This window comes from Streptomyces sp. UW30, assembly GCF_008042075.1.
Lineage (GTDB): Bacteria > Actinomycetota > Actinomycetes > Streptomycetales > Streptomycetaceae > Streptomyces.
This window is the reverse complement of sequence record NZ_RDBN01000021.1, coordinates 494,602-512,916: the sequence shown is the minus strand read 5'-3', so window position 1 is coordinate 512,916 and position 18,315 is coordinate 494,602. Positions and strand designations below refer to the sequence as shown.

The window sequence follows — 18,315 nt, the reverse complement described above, 5'->3', positions numbered from 1 at the left end:
GGCCTGGGGGTCGGCGGGGCCCTGTGGGTGAGGGCCCCGCCGGACTCCCGTCAGACCTCTTCGACGCTGCTCGGCTCGCGCCGGGACAGGTCGATGCCGAGCTCCTCCGCCGCGCGGAAGACGTCCTCGTCGGTGTCACGCATCTCGATGGACATACCGTCGCTGGACAGCACCTCCACGTTCAGGCAGAGCGACTGCATCTCCTTGATGAGCACCTTGAAGGACTCGGGGATGCCGGGCTCGGGGATGTTCTCGCCCTTGACGATGGCCTCGTAGACCTTCACGCGGCCGGTGACGTCGTCGGACTTGATGGTCAGCAGCTCCTGGAGGGCGTAAGCGGCGCCGTATGCCTCCAGCGCCCACACCTCCATCTCACCGAAGCGCTGGCCACCGAACTGGGCCTTACCACCCAGCGGCTGCTGGGTGATCATGCTGTACGGACCGGTCGAGCGGSCGTGCAGCTTGTCGTCGACCAGGTGGTGCAGCTTCAGGATGTACATGTAGCCGACCGAGATCGGCTCCGGGAAGGGCTCACCCGAGCGGCCGTCGAACAGCGGCGCCTTACCGGTCGGGAGCACCATGCGCTCGCCGTCGCGGTTCGGGATCGTGTGCTCCAGCAGACCGGCGAGCTCGTCCTCACGCGCACCGTCGAAGACCGGGGTGGCGACGTTGGTGCCGGGCTCGACGCTGTCGGCGCCGATCGCCTGGAGGCGCTGCGCCCACTCCTCGCCGAGACCGGAGACGTCCCAGCCGCGGCTGGCGAGCCAGCCGAGGTGGATCTCCAGGACCTGTCCCGGGTTCATTCGGGACGGCACACCCAGCGGGTTGAGGATGATGTCGACCGGAGTTCCGTCCTCGAGGAACGGCATGTCCTCGATGGGCAGGATCTTCGAGATGACACCCTTGTTGCCGTGACGGCCGGCGAGCTTGTCACCGTCCGTGATCTTGCGCTTCTGCGCCACGTAGACACGAACCAGCTGGTTCACGCCCGGCGGCAGCTCGTCGCCCTCTTCACGGTCGAAGACGCGGACGCCGATGACCTTGCCGGTCTCGCCGTGCGGCACCTTCAGCGAGGTGTCACGGACCTCACGGGCCTTCTCACCGAAGATCGCGCGCAGCAGGCGCTCCTCGGGGGTCAGCTCGGTCTCACCCTTCGGGGTCACCTTGCCGACAAGGATGTCGCCGGCGATGACCTCGGCACCGATGCGGATGATGCCGCGCTCGTCGAGGTCGGCGAGGACCTCCTCGGAGACGTTCGGGATGTCCCGGGTGATCTCCTCGGGGCCGAGCTTGGTGTCACGGGCGTCGACCTCGTGCTCCTCGATGTGGATCGAGGAGAGGACGTCGTCCTGCACGAGGCGCTGCGACAGGATGATCGCGTCCTCGTAGTTGTGACCCTCCCACGGCATGAACGCCACGAGCAGGTTCTTGCCGAGCGCCATCTCACCGTTCTCGGTGGCCGGACCGTCGGCGAGGACCTGGCCCTCGACGATGCGGTCGCCCTCGAGGACGATGACCTTCTGGTTGACCGAGGTGCCCTGGTTGGACCGGGAGAACTTGGCCAGGCGGTACGTGATGTACGTGCCGTCGTCGTTGGCGGTGGTGATGTAGTCCGCGGAGACCTCCTGGACCACACCGTCCTTCTCGGCCTTGACCACGTCGCCGGCGTCGACCGCGGAGCGGTACTCCATGCCGGTGKCGACGAGCGGCGCCTCGGACTTAATCAGCGGCACGGCCTGACGCATCATGTTCGCGCCCATGAGGGCACGGTTGGCGTCGTCGTGCTCGAGGAAGGGGATCATGGCGGTCGCGACCGACACCATCTGGCGCGGCGAGACGTCCATGTAGTCCACGTCGTCACCGGCGACGTAGTCGACCTCGCCGCCACGACGGCGGACCAGGACGCGGTTCTCGGAGAAGCGCATGTCGTCGTTCAGGCCGGCGTTGGCCTGCGCGATGACGAAGCGGTCCTCCTCGTCGGCGGTCAGGTAGTCGACCTCGTCGGTGACCTGGCCGTCGATCACCTTGCGGTAGGGGGTCTCGACGAAACCGAACGCGTTGACCCGGCCGTACGACGCGAGCGAGCCGATCAGACCGATGTTCGGGCCTTCGGGCGTCTCGATCGGGCACATGCGGCCGTAGTGCGACGGGTGCACGTCACGGACCTCGAAGCCGGCCCGCTCACGGGAGAGACCACCCGGGCCAAGAGCCGACAGACGGCGCTTGTGGGTGAGACCCGACAGCGGGTTGTTCTGGTCCATGAACTGCGACAGCTGGCTGGTGCCGAAGAACTCCTTGATGGAGGCGACGACCGGCCGGATGTTGATCAGGGTCTGCGGCGTGATCGCCTCGACGTCCTGAGTCGTCATGCGCTCACGGACGACGCGCTCCATACGAGCCAGACCCGTGCGGACCTGGTTCTGGATGAGCTCGCCGACGCTGCGCAGACGACGGTTGCCGAAGTGGTCGATGTCGTCGGTCTCGACGACGATCGTCTGACCGCTGTCGGCGACCGTCTCGGTCTCACCCGCGTGCAGCTTGACCAGGTACTTGATCGTCGAGATGACGTCCTCGACGGTCAGGATGCCCGCGTCCAGCGGAGCGTCSGCACCCAGCTTCTTGTTGACCTTGTAGCGGCCGACCTTGGCGAGGTCGTAACGCTTCGGGTTGAAGTAGAGGTTCTCGAGCAGCGTCTGCGCGGCCTCACGGGTCGGGGGCTCGCCCGGACGCAGCTTGCGGTAGATGTCGAGCAGCGCGTCGTCCTGGCCCTGGGTGTGGTCCTTCTCCAGGGTGGCGCGCATCGACTCGTACTCGCCGAACTCCTCGAGGATCTGCTCGGTGGTCCAGCCGAGCGCCTTGAGCAGGACGGTGACGGACTGCTTGCGCTTGCGGTCGATACGGACACCGACCATGTCGCGCTTGTCGATCTCCATCTCCAGCCAGGCACCCCGGGACGGGATGATCTTGGCGGAGAAGATGTCCTTGTCGGACGTCTTGTCGATGGAGGAGTCGAAGTAGACACCGGGGGAACGGACCAGCTGCGACACCACGACACGCTCGGTGCCGTTGATGACGAACGTGCCCTTGTTCGTCATGAGCGGGAAGTCGCCCATGAAGACCGTCTGGGACTTGATCTCACCGGTCTCGTTGTTGGTGAACTCCGCCGTCACGAAGAGCGGGGCGGCGTAGGTGAAGTCGCGCTCCTTGCACTCGTCGATCGAGTTCTTCGGAGGCTCGAAGCGGTGGTCGCGGAACGTCAGCGACATCGACCCGGAGAAGTCCTCGATCGGAGAGATCTCCTCGAAGATCTCCTCCAGACCGGACTTGGTGGGGACGTCCTGACCGGACTCCAGAGCCGCCTCGACCCGACTCTGCCAGGCGGTGTTCCCGAGCAGCCAGTCAAAGCTCTCGGTCTGCAGCGCGAGCAGGTTGGGAACCTCGAGGGGCTCCTTGATCTTTGCAAAGGAGATGCGCAGCGGGGCAGTGCTGGCGCCGTTGTTCATATTCGCGGTCGAGGCGTTGCGCGAGGCGGCCAAGAGGGGGTCCTTCCGAGGGCTCGGACTCACTACGCGCGTACCGGCCCCTCACCGGCGCACAGAGACAGGGGGTCCTTCTCCGACCAAAGAATGGCCAGGTCAGGGATGGTCCGGTCATCGGTGCTCAAGCGAGGGCATGCCCCTGGTGACGGGCAGGGGACAGCTAACAGGCAGCGCAAAGGGTCAGTGTAGCCACTTGGCACACTGATGTCCAGTGCGGGTTTTTCGCGACCCTCGTTGTTCTCAACGCCCTCGGCATGCTCGCCCTCAATGCACGTTGATACTGCCCTCTTCGTCGCCGATCCATGCCTCGGATTCGGATCCTTGTGGCGACGCGTCCTGAGAATTGCGCGCTGCGTGCGGTTCGTCAAGGCCCCCATGCCCGAACCGAGGACGGCCCGGAGACACGATGAAGATCACCATACCCCCCGCCGTAGCGGGCGCAAGGTAACCGTGGCCGCGCCCCCAGGAACGCCGAAGAGCGACCACCCGAATGGATGATCGCTCTTCGGTGCGACTGCGTTACAGCCTCAGGAGGCCGGATTCAGCAAGCGCGACGGTCGTGCTCGACCGAAAGGTGTTACTTGACCTCGACGGAGGCGCCGGCGCCCTTGAGGGACTCGGCGGCCTTCTCGGCGGCGTCCTTGGCGACCTTCTCGAGAACGGGCTTCGGAGCGCCGTCCACGAGGTCCTTGGCCTCCTTCAGACCCAGGGAGGTCAGCTCACGCACGACCTTGATGACCTGGATCTTCTTGTCGCCGGCGCCGGTGAGGATGACGTCGAACTCGTCCTTCTCCTCGGCAGCCTCGACCGGGGCGCCGGGGACGGCGGGGCCCGCAACGGCGACCGCGGCGGCGGCGGTGACGTCGAACTTCTCCTCGAACGCCTTCACGAACTCGGAGAGCTGGATGAGGGTCATGCCCTCGAACTCGGCGAGCAGTTCGTCCTGGGTGAGAGCCACGATGGCTTTCCTTCCACTAATTTCGGCTGGTGCCGGGATGTACATGTCTGGCGGGCGTACGTTCGGCCCGCTACGACCTCTGCCTCAGGCGGAGCGCCTCAGGCGGCGGTCATTTCGCGAGCCGAGTTACTCGGCACCGCCCTGCTCGTCCTGCTTGGCGCGAAGCGCGTCCACGGTGCGGACGAGCTTCGACGGGAGCGCCTGGAAGACCTGAGCAGCCTGCGTCTGCTTGCCCTTCAGGGCGCCCGCCAGCTTGGCGAGCAGAACCTCGCGGGACTCAAGGTCCGCAAGCTTCTTGATCTCGTCGGCGGACAGCGCCTTGCCGTCAAGGACACCGCCCTTGATGACGAGGTTCGGGTTGTCCTTGGCGAAGTCACGAAGACCCTTCGCCGACTCCACCGGGTCACCGGTGACGAAGGCGACCGCCGTCGGACCGTTGAACAGGTCGTCGAGCGTGTCGATCCCGGCCTCGTTGGCCGCAATCTTGGTCAGCGTGTTCTTCACCACGGCGTACTGGGCGTTCTCACCGAGCGAACGACGCAGCGTCTTGAGCTGCGCCACGGTGAGACCCCGGTACTCGGTCAGCACAGCGGCGTTCGAGCTGCGGAACTGCTCCGTCAGCTCGGCTACCGCGGCAGCCTTGTCGGGCCTTGCCATAGAGCGTCGGCCTCCTTCCGGGTGATGGGACCGCTCAGAAGGGGCTGGGAAAACGAAACGCCCCGGCGCAGGCGCTCGGGGCGTAGCTCGACCGGGCATTCACAGCGTGAGCAGCGAACTCCGGGAGCACTTCCACAATCACCTGCGCGGGTCGTCCGCGGTTCAGCGGATCCTTCGGCCACCGCACTCTCTGACGAGCGCACGGCAACGACCAGCGGTCTTTGGCTTCTGTAGGAGAGTACGGGACTCGATCGCCGTCAGGCAAATCGGTCCCTACGGCCGTCAGCTCCCGTTCTTCTCCAGCGGCTTGCGCAGGTCCGCCGTGTCGTCGGGGCGGGGTGCGCGGACCGTCACGGACTTGCCGTAGTCGAGGAAGGTGATGGTGAGGTCGAGCTCACCGTGCCGGCCGAAGCCCTGGGTGCGCAGCCGCTTGACGCGGTCGTCGCCGTCGATCCAGACGTCCAGGGTGAGCTCGTCCACGCCCGCCTTGTCGTACTGGTCGAGACTGCGCTCGCGTCCCTCCCGGGTGGCCTTTTCCTCGATCTCCTTCAGCGAGGCACGGAGGTCGTCGATGGCGGCCGTGCCCGCGTAGTGCGTGCTGTCGGTGCCGTCGACCTTCTCGTCGCCGACCTTCTTCACGTCCTGCGCGGTGGCCAGGAACGCGGCCTCCCGGGCCGGGTTGCGGCCTACCTGGTCACGCAGGCTGCCGACGTCCATGCGCAGGCCGCTGTCCGTGGTGAAGTTCGCGGCCGGGCCGTAGCTGATCCAGTGCCGGCCGCCGATCCGCTCGACCATGTCGCTGGTCGCGCTGCCGTACAACACCCCGCCGACCAGGCGCAGCTCGGTCGTGCCCCGCTCCTCACCGCTCAGGTTGGTCGTCCTGAGGCCGGCCACCACCGGCTTCGTACGGACGGTCCCCTCGTCGGATATGCGCCCCCGCTCCGGGAACTGTCCGGTCACCCGGTAGTGCAGCGACGTGACGCTCTCGGTCTTCTCCACGGCCCGCGTGACGGCGTCGGCGGCCGATGAGCCCGCGGCGGGCTGCTCGGCGCCGGATCCCGTCCCGCAGCCGGCGAGGAGCAGCGCGGCGGCGGGCAGGGCGGCACGGGCAGCGGCGCGTACGGAAAGCCTCAATTGATTCCCCCCAAGGAACACATGGCCGGTGCGTGGTCGGCTCACGGCAAGATCGGGAGCGTAGCCCAGGAGTGCGGCGGCGGTCCTGCGAATACCTGTGCGCCGAGATCTACGAGGTGCCGCCGAGGGTCCCTTCCTTCAGCAGCTCCTCCAGGTCCGCTGTGTCCCCGGCCGGCGGCTTCTCGACCGTGGCCTGCACGCCGTAGTCGCTGTAGTACGCGGTCTGCGTCAGCTGCCCCGTGGCCGTGCGGCCCTTCTCGACCTTCTTGACCAGCAGGTCCCGGTCGTCGACCCATATGTCGACGGTCTGCGAGGTGGCGCCGGTCACCCGAACCGTGCCGGAGTAACGCGTGGTGCGCTCCCCGCTCACCTTCTCCTCACCGACCTTGCGCACGTCCGTGGAGGACAGCAGCAGCTTCACCGAGGTGTGCGGGGCGGTGCCGCGCATCTGGTCGGCGAGATCGGCTCCGGAGCTGCCGGCGAGGCGCTCCAGGTCGTCGTAGGCGTACTTGATCCAGTGCTTGCCGTCGGCCTTCTCGGCGAACGCCTCGCCCATGCGCGCGTAGTAGGCGTCGGGGAGATAGCGGGCCTGCATCGACGTGGTGCCGAGGCGGCGCATCGTCTCGGCCGTGGTGCCGCCCGTGTACGTGATCGTCAGGGCGCCGGTGAGGTCGTCGTGCCAGGCGAGGGTGCCGTGGGCCTTCATGGAAAGGGCCGAGCCGACCGTGGTCGTGGACCGCACGCGCGCGGAGTCGGCCCGGTCGGTGGACCGCTCGACGGTGCGCAGGGCGGCCGTCACGGCACGGGAGGGGGTCGGGCGGTCCCGCCCCTCGGAGCGGTCGGAGGAGGTGCAGGCGGCCAGGGCCGTCAGCGCGGTCAGCAGCGCTACCCAGAGCGCCGATCGGCGCGCCCTCGTGCTCGTCATCCGTCCCCCCTGAGCGAATCCCGTGAATGCACGTTAACCCAGGGCACTGACAAACGGAGGGAGAGAAAAGGGACGGACCCCGCACCCGGGAAGGGTGCGGGGCCCGTCGTCGAGCCTGGTGAGCCGTTGGCTCAGACCGCGGCCGGGTCCTCCTCGACGAGGAGGTTGCGGGTGCGGTTCGGGTCGACCGGAATGCCGGGGCCCATCGTGGTGGTGATGGCGGCCTTCTTGATGTAGCGACCCTTGGCGGCGGACGGCTTCAGACGGAGGATCTCCTCCAGCGCGGCGCCGTAGTTCTCCACCAGCTTGGTGTCGTCGAAGGACGCCTTGCCGATGATGAAGTGCAGGTTCGAGTGCTTGTCGACGCGGAACTCGATCTTGCCGCCCTTGATCTCGGTCACGGCCTTGGCCACGTCCGGGGTCACGGTGCCGGTCTTCGGGTTCGGCATCAGACCACGCGGGCCGAGGACGCGGCCGAGGCGGCCGACCTTGCCCATGAGGTCCGGGGTGGCGACGACGGCGTCGAAGTCCAGGCGGCCCTTCGAGACCTCGTCGATGAGCTCGTCGGAGCCGACGATGTCGGCGCCCGCGGCAGTCGCGGCCTCGGCACGGTCACCGGTCGCGAAGACCAGGACCCGGGCGGTCTTACCGGTGCCGTGCGGAAGGTTCACGGTGCCACGGACCATCTGGTCGGCCTTACGCGGGTCGACACCCAGACGGAAGGCGACCTCGACGGTGCCGTCGAACTTGGTCGCGGACGTCTCCTTGGCGAGACGGACGGCCTCGAGCGGGGCGTAGAGCTTCTCCCGGTCGACCTTGGCGTCCGCAGCGCGGAGAGTCTTGCTGCGCTTGCTCACTACTGCTCCTGTGGTTTCTTAGGAGTTGTGGTCCGGGCCGAGCAGGCCCCGCCACTCACTTCTGCTTCGGGGGGTGGGGATCAGCCCTCGACCGTGATGCCCATGGAACGGGCGGTGCCGGCGATGATCTTGGACGCGGCGTCCAGGTCATTGGCGTTGAGGTCGGGCATCTTGGTGGTGGCGATCTCGCGGACCTGCGCCTCGGTGATCTTGGCGACCTTGGTCTTGTGCGGCTCGCCAGAGCCCTTCTCCACGCCCGCGGCCTTGAGGATCATCTTGGCGGCCGGCGGCGTCTTGGTGATGAAGGTGAAGGAACGGTCCTCGTAGACCGTGATCTCCACCGGGATGACCCAACCGCGCTGCGACTCGGTCGCGGCGTTGTAGGCCTTGCAGAACTCCATGATGTTGACGCCGTGCTGGCCCAGCGCGGGGCCGACCGGCGGCGCCGGGTTGGCCGCACCGGCCTGGATCTGGAGCTTGATAAGCCCCGTGACCTTCTTCTTCTTGGGAGGCATGCTCTCTCCGGGTCCTTAGTGAGAGGTGTTCCGCCGCCATCCGTACCGCTTGGCCACCTGGAACGGTGGACGTCCGGATCATCCGGATGGAGGCATACCGCACAACGATAACGGGTAACGCGTCAGGGCCAAAACCGGCAGCTCAGACGCCCGGCCGTGCGGACCCCGGACAAGGGCGAGTCCCGGCCGCCGCGCGACGGCCGGGACTCAGGGGGCGGGACGAGGTCAGCAGCGCTTGGCCGTGGTGGCCTGGCCCGGCACCGGGTCGCCGGGGGCGCGCAGGGTACCGATGGCCGCCGTGCACTCGCTCACCGTGTCGGCGGGCAGGGACCAGAACTCCTGGCTGTTGGTGGCGTTCCACCAGTCCTGGCCCACGATCTCGTCACGGGCGTAGCTGTAGACGCCGGTGCTGACGTCGTAGTCCTTGATCTTGTCGCGGTAGCTCTGCCAGACCCAGACATAGCCGTAGTTGCTCTTGCACCTGGGCGAGTAGAACTGCTTCACCGAGGCCACGTGTGCGCCGCCTCGGTTGATGTAGGCGGTGGCGCCGATCTGGTAGGCGTCGGAACAGACGCCGGCCGCCTGCGCCCTGGTGCTCAGCGGGTTGCCCGCCTCTGACGGGGCGGCCGAACGGGCGGTCGGGTTCTGCTTGTTGGGCGACGGGGCGGGGCCTGTGCCGGCGACGGCGGAGGTCGTCGGCACGAGGACGCAGGCGGACGCGGCCGCCACGACCAGGATGGTGCGAGCACGCATGAGGAAGTTCCCCCTACTTCTTGGTGACTGACTCGACGGGTACCGATTGCTCACGCGGGCAGCGCGCAGCTCAGGGCGAATCGCCACAAAGAGCTTGAGAACACCATGAAGAACGCTGTCCACGCGTTTCGGTCATCAAGTCAGACCGGCGGAGGCGCCCGATGGTTGTGGTGCAGCACACATTTATTGGGGACAGCTGGCCGGATACGTTCGGCGCGAGCGACGACGTATACGACGAAAGGGCCTCCCACCAGCGGAAAACCGCCGGTCGGGAGGCCCTTCGTGAGAGCTGCTGTGCCGCTAGTTCTTCTGGATCTGGTCGAAGGAGAGCTCGACCGGCGTCTCGCGGCCGAAGATCTCCACCAGGCCCTTGACCTTCTTGGAGTCGGCGTTGATCTCGTTGATCGTGGCCTGCAGCGTGGCGAACGGGCCGTCCGTGACGGTGACCGAGTCGCCGACCTCGAAGTCCAGGACCTGGACCTCGACCTTGCGCTGCGGGGCGGGCTTGCCCTCGGCCTCGGCGGCCTCGCGGGCGGCCTTCTCCTCGGCCTCCGGGGCGAGCATCTTGACGATCTCGTCCAGGGTCAGCGGGTACGGGTCGTAGGCGTTGCCCACGAAGCCGGTGACGCCGGGGGTGTTGCGGACGACACCCCAGGACTCGTTGGTCAGGTCCATGCGGACCAGGACGTAACCCGGGAGCTTGTTCTGCTTGATCGTCTTGCGGTCGCCGTTCTTGATCTGGACGACCTCTTCCTGCGGCACCTCGGCCGCGAAGATGTAGTCCTCGACGTTCAGCGAGACGGCGCGCTGCTCCAGGTTCGTCTTCACGCGGTTCTCGTAACCGGCGTAGGTGTGGATGACGTACCACTCGCCGGGAAGCGTGCGCAGCTCCTCGCGCAGGGCCGCGACGGGGTCGACCGGCTCGGCCTCCTCCTCGGGGGCCTCTTCCTCGGCCGCCTCTTCCTCGGTGGCCTCGTCCGCGTCCTCGGCGTCCTCGACGTGCAGAGCGGCCTCTTCGGCCGGCTCGCCCGCCTCGGCATCGGCAGCCTCGACCTCGTCCAGGTCCTCGTCCGCGCCCTCGACGATGTCGAGCTCGTCTTCCACGGACTCGTCCGGCTCGACGGCGTGGTTCAGGTTCTGGTCAGACACGGTGGCTGCTTCTTCCTGGATACATAGGGGTGGAACATGCGAAAAGGGGCGCCGGTAACCACGGCGCCCTTCGCTCTCGGCTCAGCCGAACACGTACTTGGCGGCGTGGTCGAGCCCATAGTCAATCACGGTCACCAGGGCGATCATGATGGCGACGAAGAAGATCACCACGGTGGTGTACGACGTCAGCTGATTGCGCGTCGGCCAGACGACCTTGCGGAGCTCCGCAACGATCTGGCGGTAGAAGAGGGCAAGCCGCTTCAGCGGGCCCTTCTTCGCACGCTTGCCACCCTTGCGGGCCTTCTTCTTCTCCTGCGCCTCGTCCTGGGCGTCAGGCGTGTCGATGGAGCCCACGGCGTCCGCCATTCGTCCTCACCTGAATCCCGGGTCGTGGCCGTGCCGCGCCCGGACTGAGCCGCACGGCGTTGCAATACTGTACGTACATGCGCACACATCCTGGCGATGGTGTGTGTAGCAGGGCCGGAGGGACTTGAACCCCCAACCGCCGGTTTTGGAGACCGGTGCTCTACCAATTGAGCTACGACCCTTTGTGTGTCCCCCAACGTACCGCATCCGGGCGAGTGCACGCTGTGCACCGTTCGAGTGCGGCTGCTGAAGGCCAACGAGGTGAGAGTGTACGTGGTCCTGGGCGCGCCGTCGAACAGAAAGTGCCCGCCAGGGGCTTGATACACGAAAGATCGACGGGTGCCGAACCGGGCCTCGACGCAAGATCGCCCAGGCCGGGGGCCCGATCCGGACGGATGTTCAGTCGGTGTTCAGTCCGTGAAACCCGCGTGCCGCCCGCGTTTCCGGTCTGAAACGATGGGTCCCATGAGCGCTGCAACCCCTTCGACCGAGCGCCGGGTCTCCGCCCGAGTCGGCGCGATCTCCGAGTCCGCCACCCTCGCCGTGGACGCCAAGGCCAAGGCCCTCAAGGCCGCCGGGCGTCCGGTGATCGGCTTCGGCGCCGGTGAGCCCGACTTCCCGACCCCGGACTACATCGTCGAGGCCGCCATCGAGGCCTGCAAGAACCCGAAGTACCACCGCTACACCCCGGCCGGCGGTCTGCCCGAGCTGAAGGCCGCGATCGCCGCGAAGACGCTGCGCGACTCCGGCTACGAGCCGGACGTCTCGCAGATCCTCGTCACCAACGGCGGCAAGCAGGCCATCTACGAGGCCTTCGCCGCGATCCTCGACCCGGGCGACGAGGTCATCGTCCCGGCGCCGTACTGGACGACGTACCCGGAGTCGATCCGCCTGGCCGGCGGTGTCCCGGTCGATGTCGTCGCCGACGAGACCACTGGCTACCGCGTCTCCGTGGAGCAGCTGGAGGCGGCCCGTACGGAGAAGACGAAGGTCGTCCTCTTCGTGTCGCCGTCCAACCCGACCGGCGCCGTCTACAGCGAGGCCGAGACCGAGGCGATCGGGCGCTGGGCCCTCGAGCACGGCCTGTGGGTGCTGACGGACGAGATCTACGAGCACCTGGTCTACGGCAAGGCCGCCGCGGTCTCCCTGCCGGGCCTGTTCCCCGAGCTGCGCGACAAGTGCATCGTGGTCAACGGTGTCGCCAAGACGTACGCCATGACGGGCTGGCGGGTCGGCTGGGTCATCGGCCCGAAGGACGTGGTGAAGGCCGCGACCAACCTCCAGTCCCACGCGACGTCCAATGTCTCGAACGTGGCGCAGGTGGCCGCCCTCGCCGCCGTCTCCGGCGACCTGGACGCCGTCGCGAAGATGGGCGAGGCCTTCGACCGCCGCCGCAAGACGATCGTGCGGATGCTCAACGAGATCGACGGCGTGCTCTGCCCGGAGCCCGAGGGCGCCTTCTACGCGTACCCGTCGGTGAAGGCCGTGCTCGGCAAGCAGATCCGCGGCAAGCGCCCGCAGAGCAGCGTCGAGCTGGCCGAGCTGATCCTGGAGGAGGCCGAGGTCGCGGTCGTCCCGGGTGAGGCCTTCGGCACGCCGGGCTATCTGCGGCTGTCGTACGCGCTGGGTGACGAGGACCTCGTCGAGGGCGTGAGCCGGATCCAGAAGCTGCTGGCGGAGGCCAGGGACTGACGTCCGCCTCCTGCCATGGGGGCACCACRTCCGGATTTCCGGAAGTGGTGCCCCCATTTGTTTGTGCGAGCAAGACCACTAAAGGGGAAACCGCTACCGGGACGGTGCGGACGTACGGCAGGATCCTGGAATGGAGCGTGTACGTGATGTCTCTGAACTGCCGAAAGCCCATCTGCACCTGCACTTCACCGGCTCGATGCGGCCGGCGACCCTGCTGGAACTGGCCGACAAATACGGTGTGCGCCTGCCCGAGGCGCTGACCGACGCACTGACCAGTGGGGAACCGCCGAAGCTACGGGCGACGGACGAGCGCGGCTGGTTCCGCTTCCAGCGGCTGTACGACGCGGCGCGCTCGTGCCTGCAGCGGCCGGAGGACATCCAGCGGCTGGTCAGGGAGGCCGCGGAGGAGGACATCAAGGACGGCTCGGGCTGGCTGGAGATCCAGGTCGACCCGACGTCGTACGCTCCCCGGCTGGGCGGTCTGATCCCGGCGCTGGAGATCATCCTGGACGCGGTGGAGACGGCGTCGCGGGACACGGGCCTCGGGATGCGCGTCCTGGTCGCCGCGAACCGGATGAAGCACCCCCTGGACGCCCGCACGCTGGCGAGGCTCGCGGTGCGGTACGCCGAGCGGGGTGTGGTCGGCTTCGGGCTGTCGAACGACGAACGCCGGGGCATGGCAAGGGACTTCGACCGCGCCTTCCACATCGCCCGCGAGGGCGGCCTGCTGTCGGCCCCGCACGGCGGCGAGCTGACCGGCCCGTCCTCGGTCCGTGACTGCCTGGACGACCTGCACGCGAACCGGATCGGCCACGGGGTGCGGGCGGCCGAGAACCCGCGGCTGCTGGAGCGCCTCGCCGACAAGGGCGTGACCTGCGAGGTGTGCCCCGCCTCGAACGTCGCCCTCGGCGTCTACGAGAAGCCCGAGGACATCCCGCTGCGGACCCTGTACGAGGCCGGCGTCCCCATGGCCCTCGGCGCCGACGACCCCCTGCTCTTCGGCTCGCGTCTCGCCGCCCAGTACGACCTCGCGCGCCGCCACCACGCCTTCACGGACGAGGAGCTGGCGGAACTGGCCCGGCAGTCGGTGCGCGCGTCGGCGGCGCCGGAGGAGATGAAGGGCAAGCTGCTGGCGGGGGTGGACGACTGGCTCGCCCAGGCCACGTAGGTCGGCGACGCGGGCGAGTCGGCCGGCGGCGGCCAGGTCAGTCGGCGATCCCGGCGAGCAGTGTGCGGGCCAGCCGGGCGGCGAACTCGTCCACCGGCGGCCGCACCGCCTCCCTGGTCGCGTCATAGGCGAACGCCCGCTGCGCGCAGGCCCCCATCAGCAGCGACGCCGCCGCGAACGTGTCCGCGTCCGTACGGACCCGGCCCCTCTCCTGCTCGGCCCGAAGGTAGGTGTCGAGCTCCTGGATCGGCACGTGCGGGCCCGCCCCCATCTGTCGTACGGCCTCGTCGTGTCGCCGCTTGAGCTCGGTCTGCGCATACAGCGAGGCGGCAATCGGGAAGCTCTGCTCGTAGAACAGCGCGGCCTGGCGGGCGATCTCAGTGAGGTTCTCCTCCAGGGATTGCCGACCGGGCTCGGCCGCGAGGCCGCTGAGCAGCGGGCGGAGCGGGGGCAGCCGCTCGGTGAGCACCTGGATGAAGAGCTCCTCCTTGCTCGCGAAGTGCTTGTACAGCGCCGCCTCGGAGCACCCGGCCGCCCGCGCGATCTCCTTCGTCGTGGCACGTGCCAGCCCGACCGTGAGCATCAGGTCGTGGGCGGCGTCGAGCAGTCGAACGCGGGTGGGTCGGTTTTCCATGAATCGTCCAATCGCCCTTGACGGGTGGGTGAGTACTTACTCACTCTAGAGGAGAAGGGGTGAGTGAATACTCACCCACCAGTTCTCACTCCACCAGTTCTCACCCCATCAGTTCTGACCCATCAGCTCTCACCCACACGGGAGACCTCATGAAACTCACCGTCTTCGGTGCCACCGGAGGCACCGGCAAGGAGATCGTCCGCCAGGCGCTGGACGCCGGTCACGAGGTCACGGCCGTCGTACGGGACCCTGCCCGCTTCCCCTTCACCGGGGACCGTCTGGAGGTGTTCCGCGCAGATCTGACCGACCCGCAGGCCTTGCGCCCCGCCGTCGCAGGACGGGACGCGGTGCTGTCCGGGCTCGGCGCCCGCAGCCGCAAGGACGCCGGGATCGCGGCGCGGCTGACGCGTACGGTGCTCGGTGCCCTGGAGGCCGAAGGGGTGCGGCGGCTGGTCGTGGTGAGCGCGGCGCCGGTCGGCCCCGAGCCGGAGGGTGACGGGTTCGCCGACCGGGCGGTGCGCGGCATCGTCTCGGCCGTCCTCAAGGACATCTACGCCGATCTGCGCGAGATGGAGGCGGAGTTGGCCCGCAGCACCACGGACTGGACGGCCGTACGGCCGCCCCGCCTTCAGGACAAGCCGCTCACCGGCTCGTACCGGAAGGTCGTGGGCGGATTCCCGGTCCGGGGCCGCTTCTTGGCGCGCGCCGATGTGGCGCACGCCATGCTGGCGGCGGTCGGCGACCCGGCCACGGTGAAGCAGGGCGTGGGCGTCGCCTACTGAGGGCCGCCCGAAGGACCCGGTGAGACGGGGTTACAGGCTGACGCCGACCGTCACCGGCTCGTTGACCAGCGTGATGCCGAAGGCCTCACGCACACCGGCGACGACCTCGCGGGCGAGCGCGAGGAGGTCCTCGGTGGTCGCCTCACCGCGGTTGGTGAGGGCGAGGGTGTGCTTGGTGGAGATACGGGCGGGGCCCGTGCCGTAGCCCTTGGTGAAGCCGGCCTTGTCGATCAGCCAGGCCGCGGAGGTCTTGGTGTGCCCCTCCCCCGCCGGGTAGGCGGGCGGCTCGACGCCCTCGCCGAGGTGCTCACGCACGCACGCGTGGAACGCCGCGAACTGCTCGTCGGTGAGGATCGGGTTGGTGAAGAAGGATCCGGCCGACCAGGTGTCGTGGTCCTCGGGGTCCAGGACCATGCCCTTGCCGGTACGCAGCTTCAGCACCGTCTCGCGGGCGGTGGCCAGGGGCACGCGGTCGCCCACCTCGACGCCGAGGGCGCGGGCCGTCTCGGCGTACTTGACGGGGGCGGAGAGCCCGTCGGCGTCCTCCAGGCGGAAGCGGACGCGCAGGACGACGTAGCGCTCGGGGTCGGCCTTGAAGCGGCTGTGGCGGTAGGAGAAGCCACAGTCGGCGTTCGGGATGACGACCGTCTCGCCGGTCCGGCGGTCGTAGGCGATCACCTCGGTGATCGTCGAGGAGACTTCCTGGCCGTAGGCGCCGACGTTCTGGATCGGCGTGGCGCCTGCGGAGCCGGGGATTCCGGCGAGGCACTCGATCCCGGCGAGCCCGGCCTCGACGGTGCGGGCGACGGCTTCTGTCCACACCTCGCCGGCGGCCAGTTCGAGCGTGGTGCCGTCCAGCTCGAAGCCCTTCGTGGCGATGACGAGCGCGGTGCCCGCGAAGCCCTTGTCGCCGATGACCAGGTTCGATCCGCCGCCGATGAGCAGCAGCGGGGTCCCGGCGGCATCGGCCTCGCGCACCGCGTCGATCACCTCGGCGTCGGTGGTGGCGGTGACCAGGCGGGTGGCGGGGCCGCCCAGCCGGAAGGTGGTGAAGGGGGCGAGGGGGGCGTCGTGGAGTTCCTGCACGCGCTCAAGACTACGAGACGGCACCGACAGCCCCGGCACCCCTGGGGAGTACCGGGGCGAAGGCGCGCACCACGCGCGCGTGCCGTTCAGGTCAGCCGTCGGAACGCCTCCGTCCAGTCGAGCGGGAGCACGTCGCTCGACACCTGCCAGGTGGCGAACTTCGCGTCCCGCATCTGGGCCGACAGACCCCGCGAGGTCGGGGCATGGGTGCCCGAGCGGGCGAAGTCCTTCAGCGCCGCGGGCGACTCCCAGGCGGACAGCGTCCAGAAGGTCCGCTTGAAGGGCTCGGCCTTCAGGGAGGCCCCGTACGCGCCGGGCGCCCGGCTCACCTGCCGCCACACGCCCGGCGTGCGGGCGAGGAAGCGCAGCGCTCCCCAGAGGGTGTGGGTCTCGAAGCGGGAGGCGAAGACATGCACCTCGGTGCCGTGCGGTGCCGGGTTCGGGACGGTCCAGGGAAGGGTGGGCATGATTCCTCCTCATCGTTCGGGGGGGGTCGGCCGGCGGTCAGTGCGCGGCCGCCTCCAGCACGGGCTCCGGTACCTGCTCGGTCGGGCCCGCGGCCTTGCCGCCACGCCGCTGCGACGGGATCGCCAAGGCCGCGAGGCCGGCGACGGCGACGACGGCGGCGCCGGTGACCAGGGCGGGCTGCAAGCCGTCGACGAAGGTCTGGCCGGTCTCGTAGCCGCCCTGTGCGGAGAAGATCGACGCCATGACGGCGATGCCGAGCGCGCCGCCGACCTCGCGCAGGGCGTTGTTCGCGCCGGAGGCGATGCCCTGCTCCGAGGCGCGGACGCTGGACATGACCAGGTGGGCGGCCGGGGCGAAGAACAGGGCCATGCCGACGCCGCTGATGATCAGGCCGGGCAACTGGGCGGCGTAGGAGACGTCGACGGTGACCACGGACGCCAGGTAGGCGAGGCCGGCGGCCTGGAGGAACAGTCCGGTGGCGACGACGGGCCGGCCGCCGATGCGGTCGGCGAGGATCCCGGCGATCGGCGCGACGAGCATCGGCATGCCGGTCCACGGCAGCATCCGCAGCCCCGCCTCGGTCGGCGAGTAGCCGAGCACGCCCTGCATGTACTGGCTGAGCAGGAAGATCGACCCGAACATGCCGAGGAACATCAGCATGCTCGCGGCGTTGATCCCGGAGAAGGCCCGGGAGCGGAAGAGCCGCATCGGCAGCATCGGGTTCTTGGCGCGGGTGCTGTACAGGATGAACCCGACGAGCAGCGCGCCGCCGGCGAACAGGCCGGTCAGGACGAGACGTCCGGTCCAGCCGTCGGCCGGGCCGCGCACCAGGCCGTACACGATCCCGAACAGGCCACCGCTGGCGAGCAGGGTGCCGGAGATGTCGAGCGGGGCGCCGGTGCCGTGCGACTCGGCGAGGCGCAGGCGGGCGAGCGGCAGCAGGGCGAGGCCGAGCGGAACGTTCAGCCAGAAGATCCACTGCCAGGAGATGTGTTCGGTGAGGGCACCGCCGATGAGCGGCCCGGACGCGATCGCGAGACCGTTGACGGCGCCCCAGATGCCGTACGCCATCCCACGCTTGGCCACGGGCACGGCCGCGGTCAGCAGGGTCAGCGTCAGCGGCATCATGATCGCCGCGCCGGCGCCCTGCACCGCGCGGGCGGCGATCAGGGAGTCGATGCCGGGTGCGAGGGCCGCGGCGGCGGAGGCCACGGTGAAGATCGAGATGCCGACGAGGAAGAGCCGGCGGCGGCCGAAGCGGTCGCCGAGGGCCGCGCCGAACATCAGCAGGACGGCGAAGGTGAGTGTGTACGCACTCACAGTCCACTCCAGGTCATGCAGCGCTCCGCCCAGGTCCTTGCGGATGGAGGGCAGTGCGGTGGTGACGACGAGGTTGTCGAGCGCGGCCATGAACCCGGCGACGCTGGTGATGACGAGGGCCCATACTGCTCCGCCCGGGCGGGCTGTCCGCGCGGTAGGTGGCGACGGAGAGCGCGGCGGTGCGGCCCTCGGCCAGGTAGCGGGTGGTCACGACGAGGACGGGCGCCCCGGGGAGGCGGTCCAGCGCCTTGGCGTCGTCCGCCCGCGCGGAGCCCAGCTCGACGGCGCTCTCCTGACCCTCCAGCTCCAGGC

The 18,315-nt window shown here is 68.8% G+C and carries 17 protein-coding genes, 1 tRNA gene and 1 pseudogene; 3 read left to right on the top strand and 16 right to left on the bottom strand.

Annotated features, from left to right (window positions below):
• Positions 1-50 precede the first annotated feature (50 nt).
• From rpoB to EAO75_RS12725, 11 genes are all read right to left on the bottom strand, one after another.
• Positions 51-3,536, bottom strand: a complete 3,486-nt coding sequence (rpoB, locus tag EAO75_RS12780) for a DNA-directed RNA polymerase subunit beta (protein WP_147995145.1) — start codon at positions 3,534-3,536, stop codon at positions 51-53.
• A 580-nt stretch (positions 3,537-4,116) separates the two neighbouring features.
• Positions 4,117-4,500 (bottom strand): 50S ribosomal protein L7/L12, encoded by a 384-nt coding sequence (rplL, locus tag EAO75_RS12770; protein ID WP_147995273.1) that lies wholly within the window; start codon positions 4,498-4,500, stop codon positions 4,117-4,119.
• A 123-nt stretch (positions 4,501-4,623) separates the two neighbouring features.
• Entirely contained in the window at positions 4,624-5,154 is a 531-nt protein-coding gene (gene rplJ, locus EAO75_RS12765; RefSeq protein ID WP_147995144.1) for a 50S ribosomal protein L10, read from the bottom strand.
• Between the two features lie 282 nt (positions 5,155-5,436).
• Positions 5,437-6,288 (bottom strand): hypothetical protein, encoded by an 852-nt coding sequence (locus EAO75_RS12760; RefSeq protein WP_261989254.1) that lies wholly within the window; start codon positions 6,286-6,288, stop codon positions 5,437-5,439.
• Positions 6,289-6,397: 109 nt separating this feature from the next.
• Positions 6,398-7,213 carry a hypothetical protein gene (locus EAO75_RS12755; protein WP_147995143.1) on the bottom strand — a complete coding sequence of 272 codons (816 nt, stop codon included), beginning with the start codon at positions 7,211-7,213 and terminating at the stop codon, positions 6,398-6,400.
• Between the two features lie 131 nt (positions 7,214-7,344).
• Positions 7,345-8,070 carry a 50S ribosomal protein L1 gene (rplA, locus tag EAO75_RS12750; protein ID WP_147995142.1) on the bottom strand — a complete coding sequence of 242 codons (726 nt, stop codon included), beginning with the start codon at positions 8,068-8,070 and terminating at the stop codon, positions 7,345-7,347.
• 80 nt (positions 8,071-8,150) lie between these two features.
• Positions 8,151-8,585 carry a 50S ribosomal protein L11 gene (rplK, locus tag EAO75_RS12745; RefSeq protein ID WP_016645192.1) on the bottom strand — a complete coding sequence of 145 codons (435 nt, stop codon included), beginning with the start codon at positions 8,583-8,585 and terminating at the stop codon, positions 8,151-8,153.
• 225 nt (positions 8,586-8,810) lie between these two features.
• Entirely contained in the window at positions 8,811-9,338 is a 528-nt protein-coding gene (locus EAO75_RS12740; RefSeq protein ID WP_147995141.1) for a hypothetical protein, read from the bottom strand.
• Between the two features lie 300 nt (positions 9,339-9,638).
• On the bottom strand, positions 9,639-10,487 hold the full coding sequence (gene nusG / locus EAO75_RS12735) for a transcription termination/antitermination protein NusG (protein WP_147995140.1): 849 nt from the start codon (positions 10,485-10,487) through the stop codon (positions 9,639-9,641).
• An 81-nt stretch (positions 10,488-10,568) separates the two neighbouring features.
• A complete protein-coding gene (gene secE, locus EAO75_RS12730) occupies positions 10,569-10,853 on the bottom strand; it encodes a preprotein translocase subunit SecE (RefSeq protein WP_147995139.1) in 285 nt (94 codons plus the stop codon).
• 109 nt (positions 10,854-10,962) lie between these two features.
• Positions 10,963-11,035 (bottom strand) — tRNA-Trp (locus EAO75_RS12725).
• Between the two features lie 283 nt (positions 11,036-11,318).
• Here EAO75_RS12725 and EAO75_RS12720 point away from each other — a divergent pair.
• Together EAO75_RS12720 and EAO75_RS12715 are read left to right on the top strand one after the other, a co-directional pair.
• Positions 11,319-12,545, top strand: coding sequence for a pyridoxal phosphate-dependent aminotransferase (locus EAO75_RS12720; protein ID WP_147995138.1), 1,227 nt, complete (start codon positions 11,319-11,321; stop codon positions 12,543-12,545).
• A gap of 130 nt (positions 12,546-12,675) precedes the next feature.
• Positions 12,676-13,713, top strand: coding sequence for an adenosine deaminase (locus EAO75_RS12715; RefSeq protein WP_147995137.1), 1,038 nt, complete (start codon positions 12,676-12,678; stop codon positions 13,711-13,713).
• Between the two features lie 37 nt (positions 13,714-13,750).
• On the opposite strand, the gene EAO75_RS12710 is transcribed toward EAO75_RS12715, so the two are convergent.
• Positions 13,751-14,347 carry a TetR/AcrR family transcriptional regulator gene (locus EAO75_RS12710; RefSeq protein WP_147995136.1) on the bottom strand — a complete coding sequence of 199 codons (597 nt, stop codon included), beginning with the start codon at positions 14,345-14,347 and terminating at the stop codon, positions 13,751-13,753.
• A gap of 149 nt (positions 14,348-14,496) precedes the next feature.
• Here EAO75_RS12710 and EAO75_RS12705 point away from each other — a divergent pair, with 149 nt between their 5' ends.
• The gene (locus tag EAO75_RS12705; RefSeq protein WP_147995135.1) at positions 14,497-15,129 is read left to right on the top strand and encodes an NAD(P)-dependent oxidoreductase; all 633 of its coding nucleotides are present in this window, start codon (positions 14,497-14,499) and stop codon (positions 15,127-15,129) included.
• 30 nt (positions 15,130-15,159) lie between these two features.
• On the opposite strand, the gene EAO75_RS12700 is transcribed toward EAO75_RS12705, so the two are convergent.
• From EAO75_RS12700 to EAO75_RS12685, 4 genes and pseudogenes are all read right to left on the bottom strand, one after another.
• On the bottom strand, positions 15,160-16,215 hold the full coding sequence (locus EAO75_RS12700) for a UDP-N-acetylmuramate dehydrogenase (protein WP_147995134.1): 1,056 nt from the start codon (positions 16,213-16,215) through the stop codon (positions 15,160-15,162).
• Positions 16,216-16,301: 86 nt separating this feature from the next.
• Positions 16,302-16,682 (bottom strand): DUF3291 domain-containing protein, encoded by a 381-nt coding sequence (locus tag EAO75_RS12695; RefSeq protein ID WP_147995133.1) that lies wholly within the window; start codon positions 16,680-16,682, stop codon positions 16,302-16,304.
• Between the two features lie 37 nt (positions 16,683-16,719).
• A complete protein-coding gene (locus tag EAO75_RS12690) occupies positions 16,720-18,093 on the bottom strand; it encodes an MFS transporter (protein ID WP_261989253.1) in 1,374 nt (457 codons plus the stop codon).
• A gap of 52 nt (positions 18,094-18,145) precedes the next feature.
• Positions 18,146-18,315: pseudogene (locus EAO75_RS12685) on the bottom strand (GntR family transcriptional regulator); the annotation flags it as partial.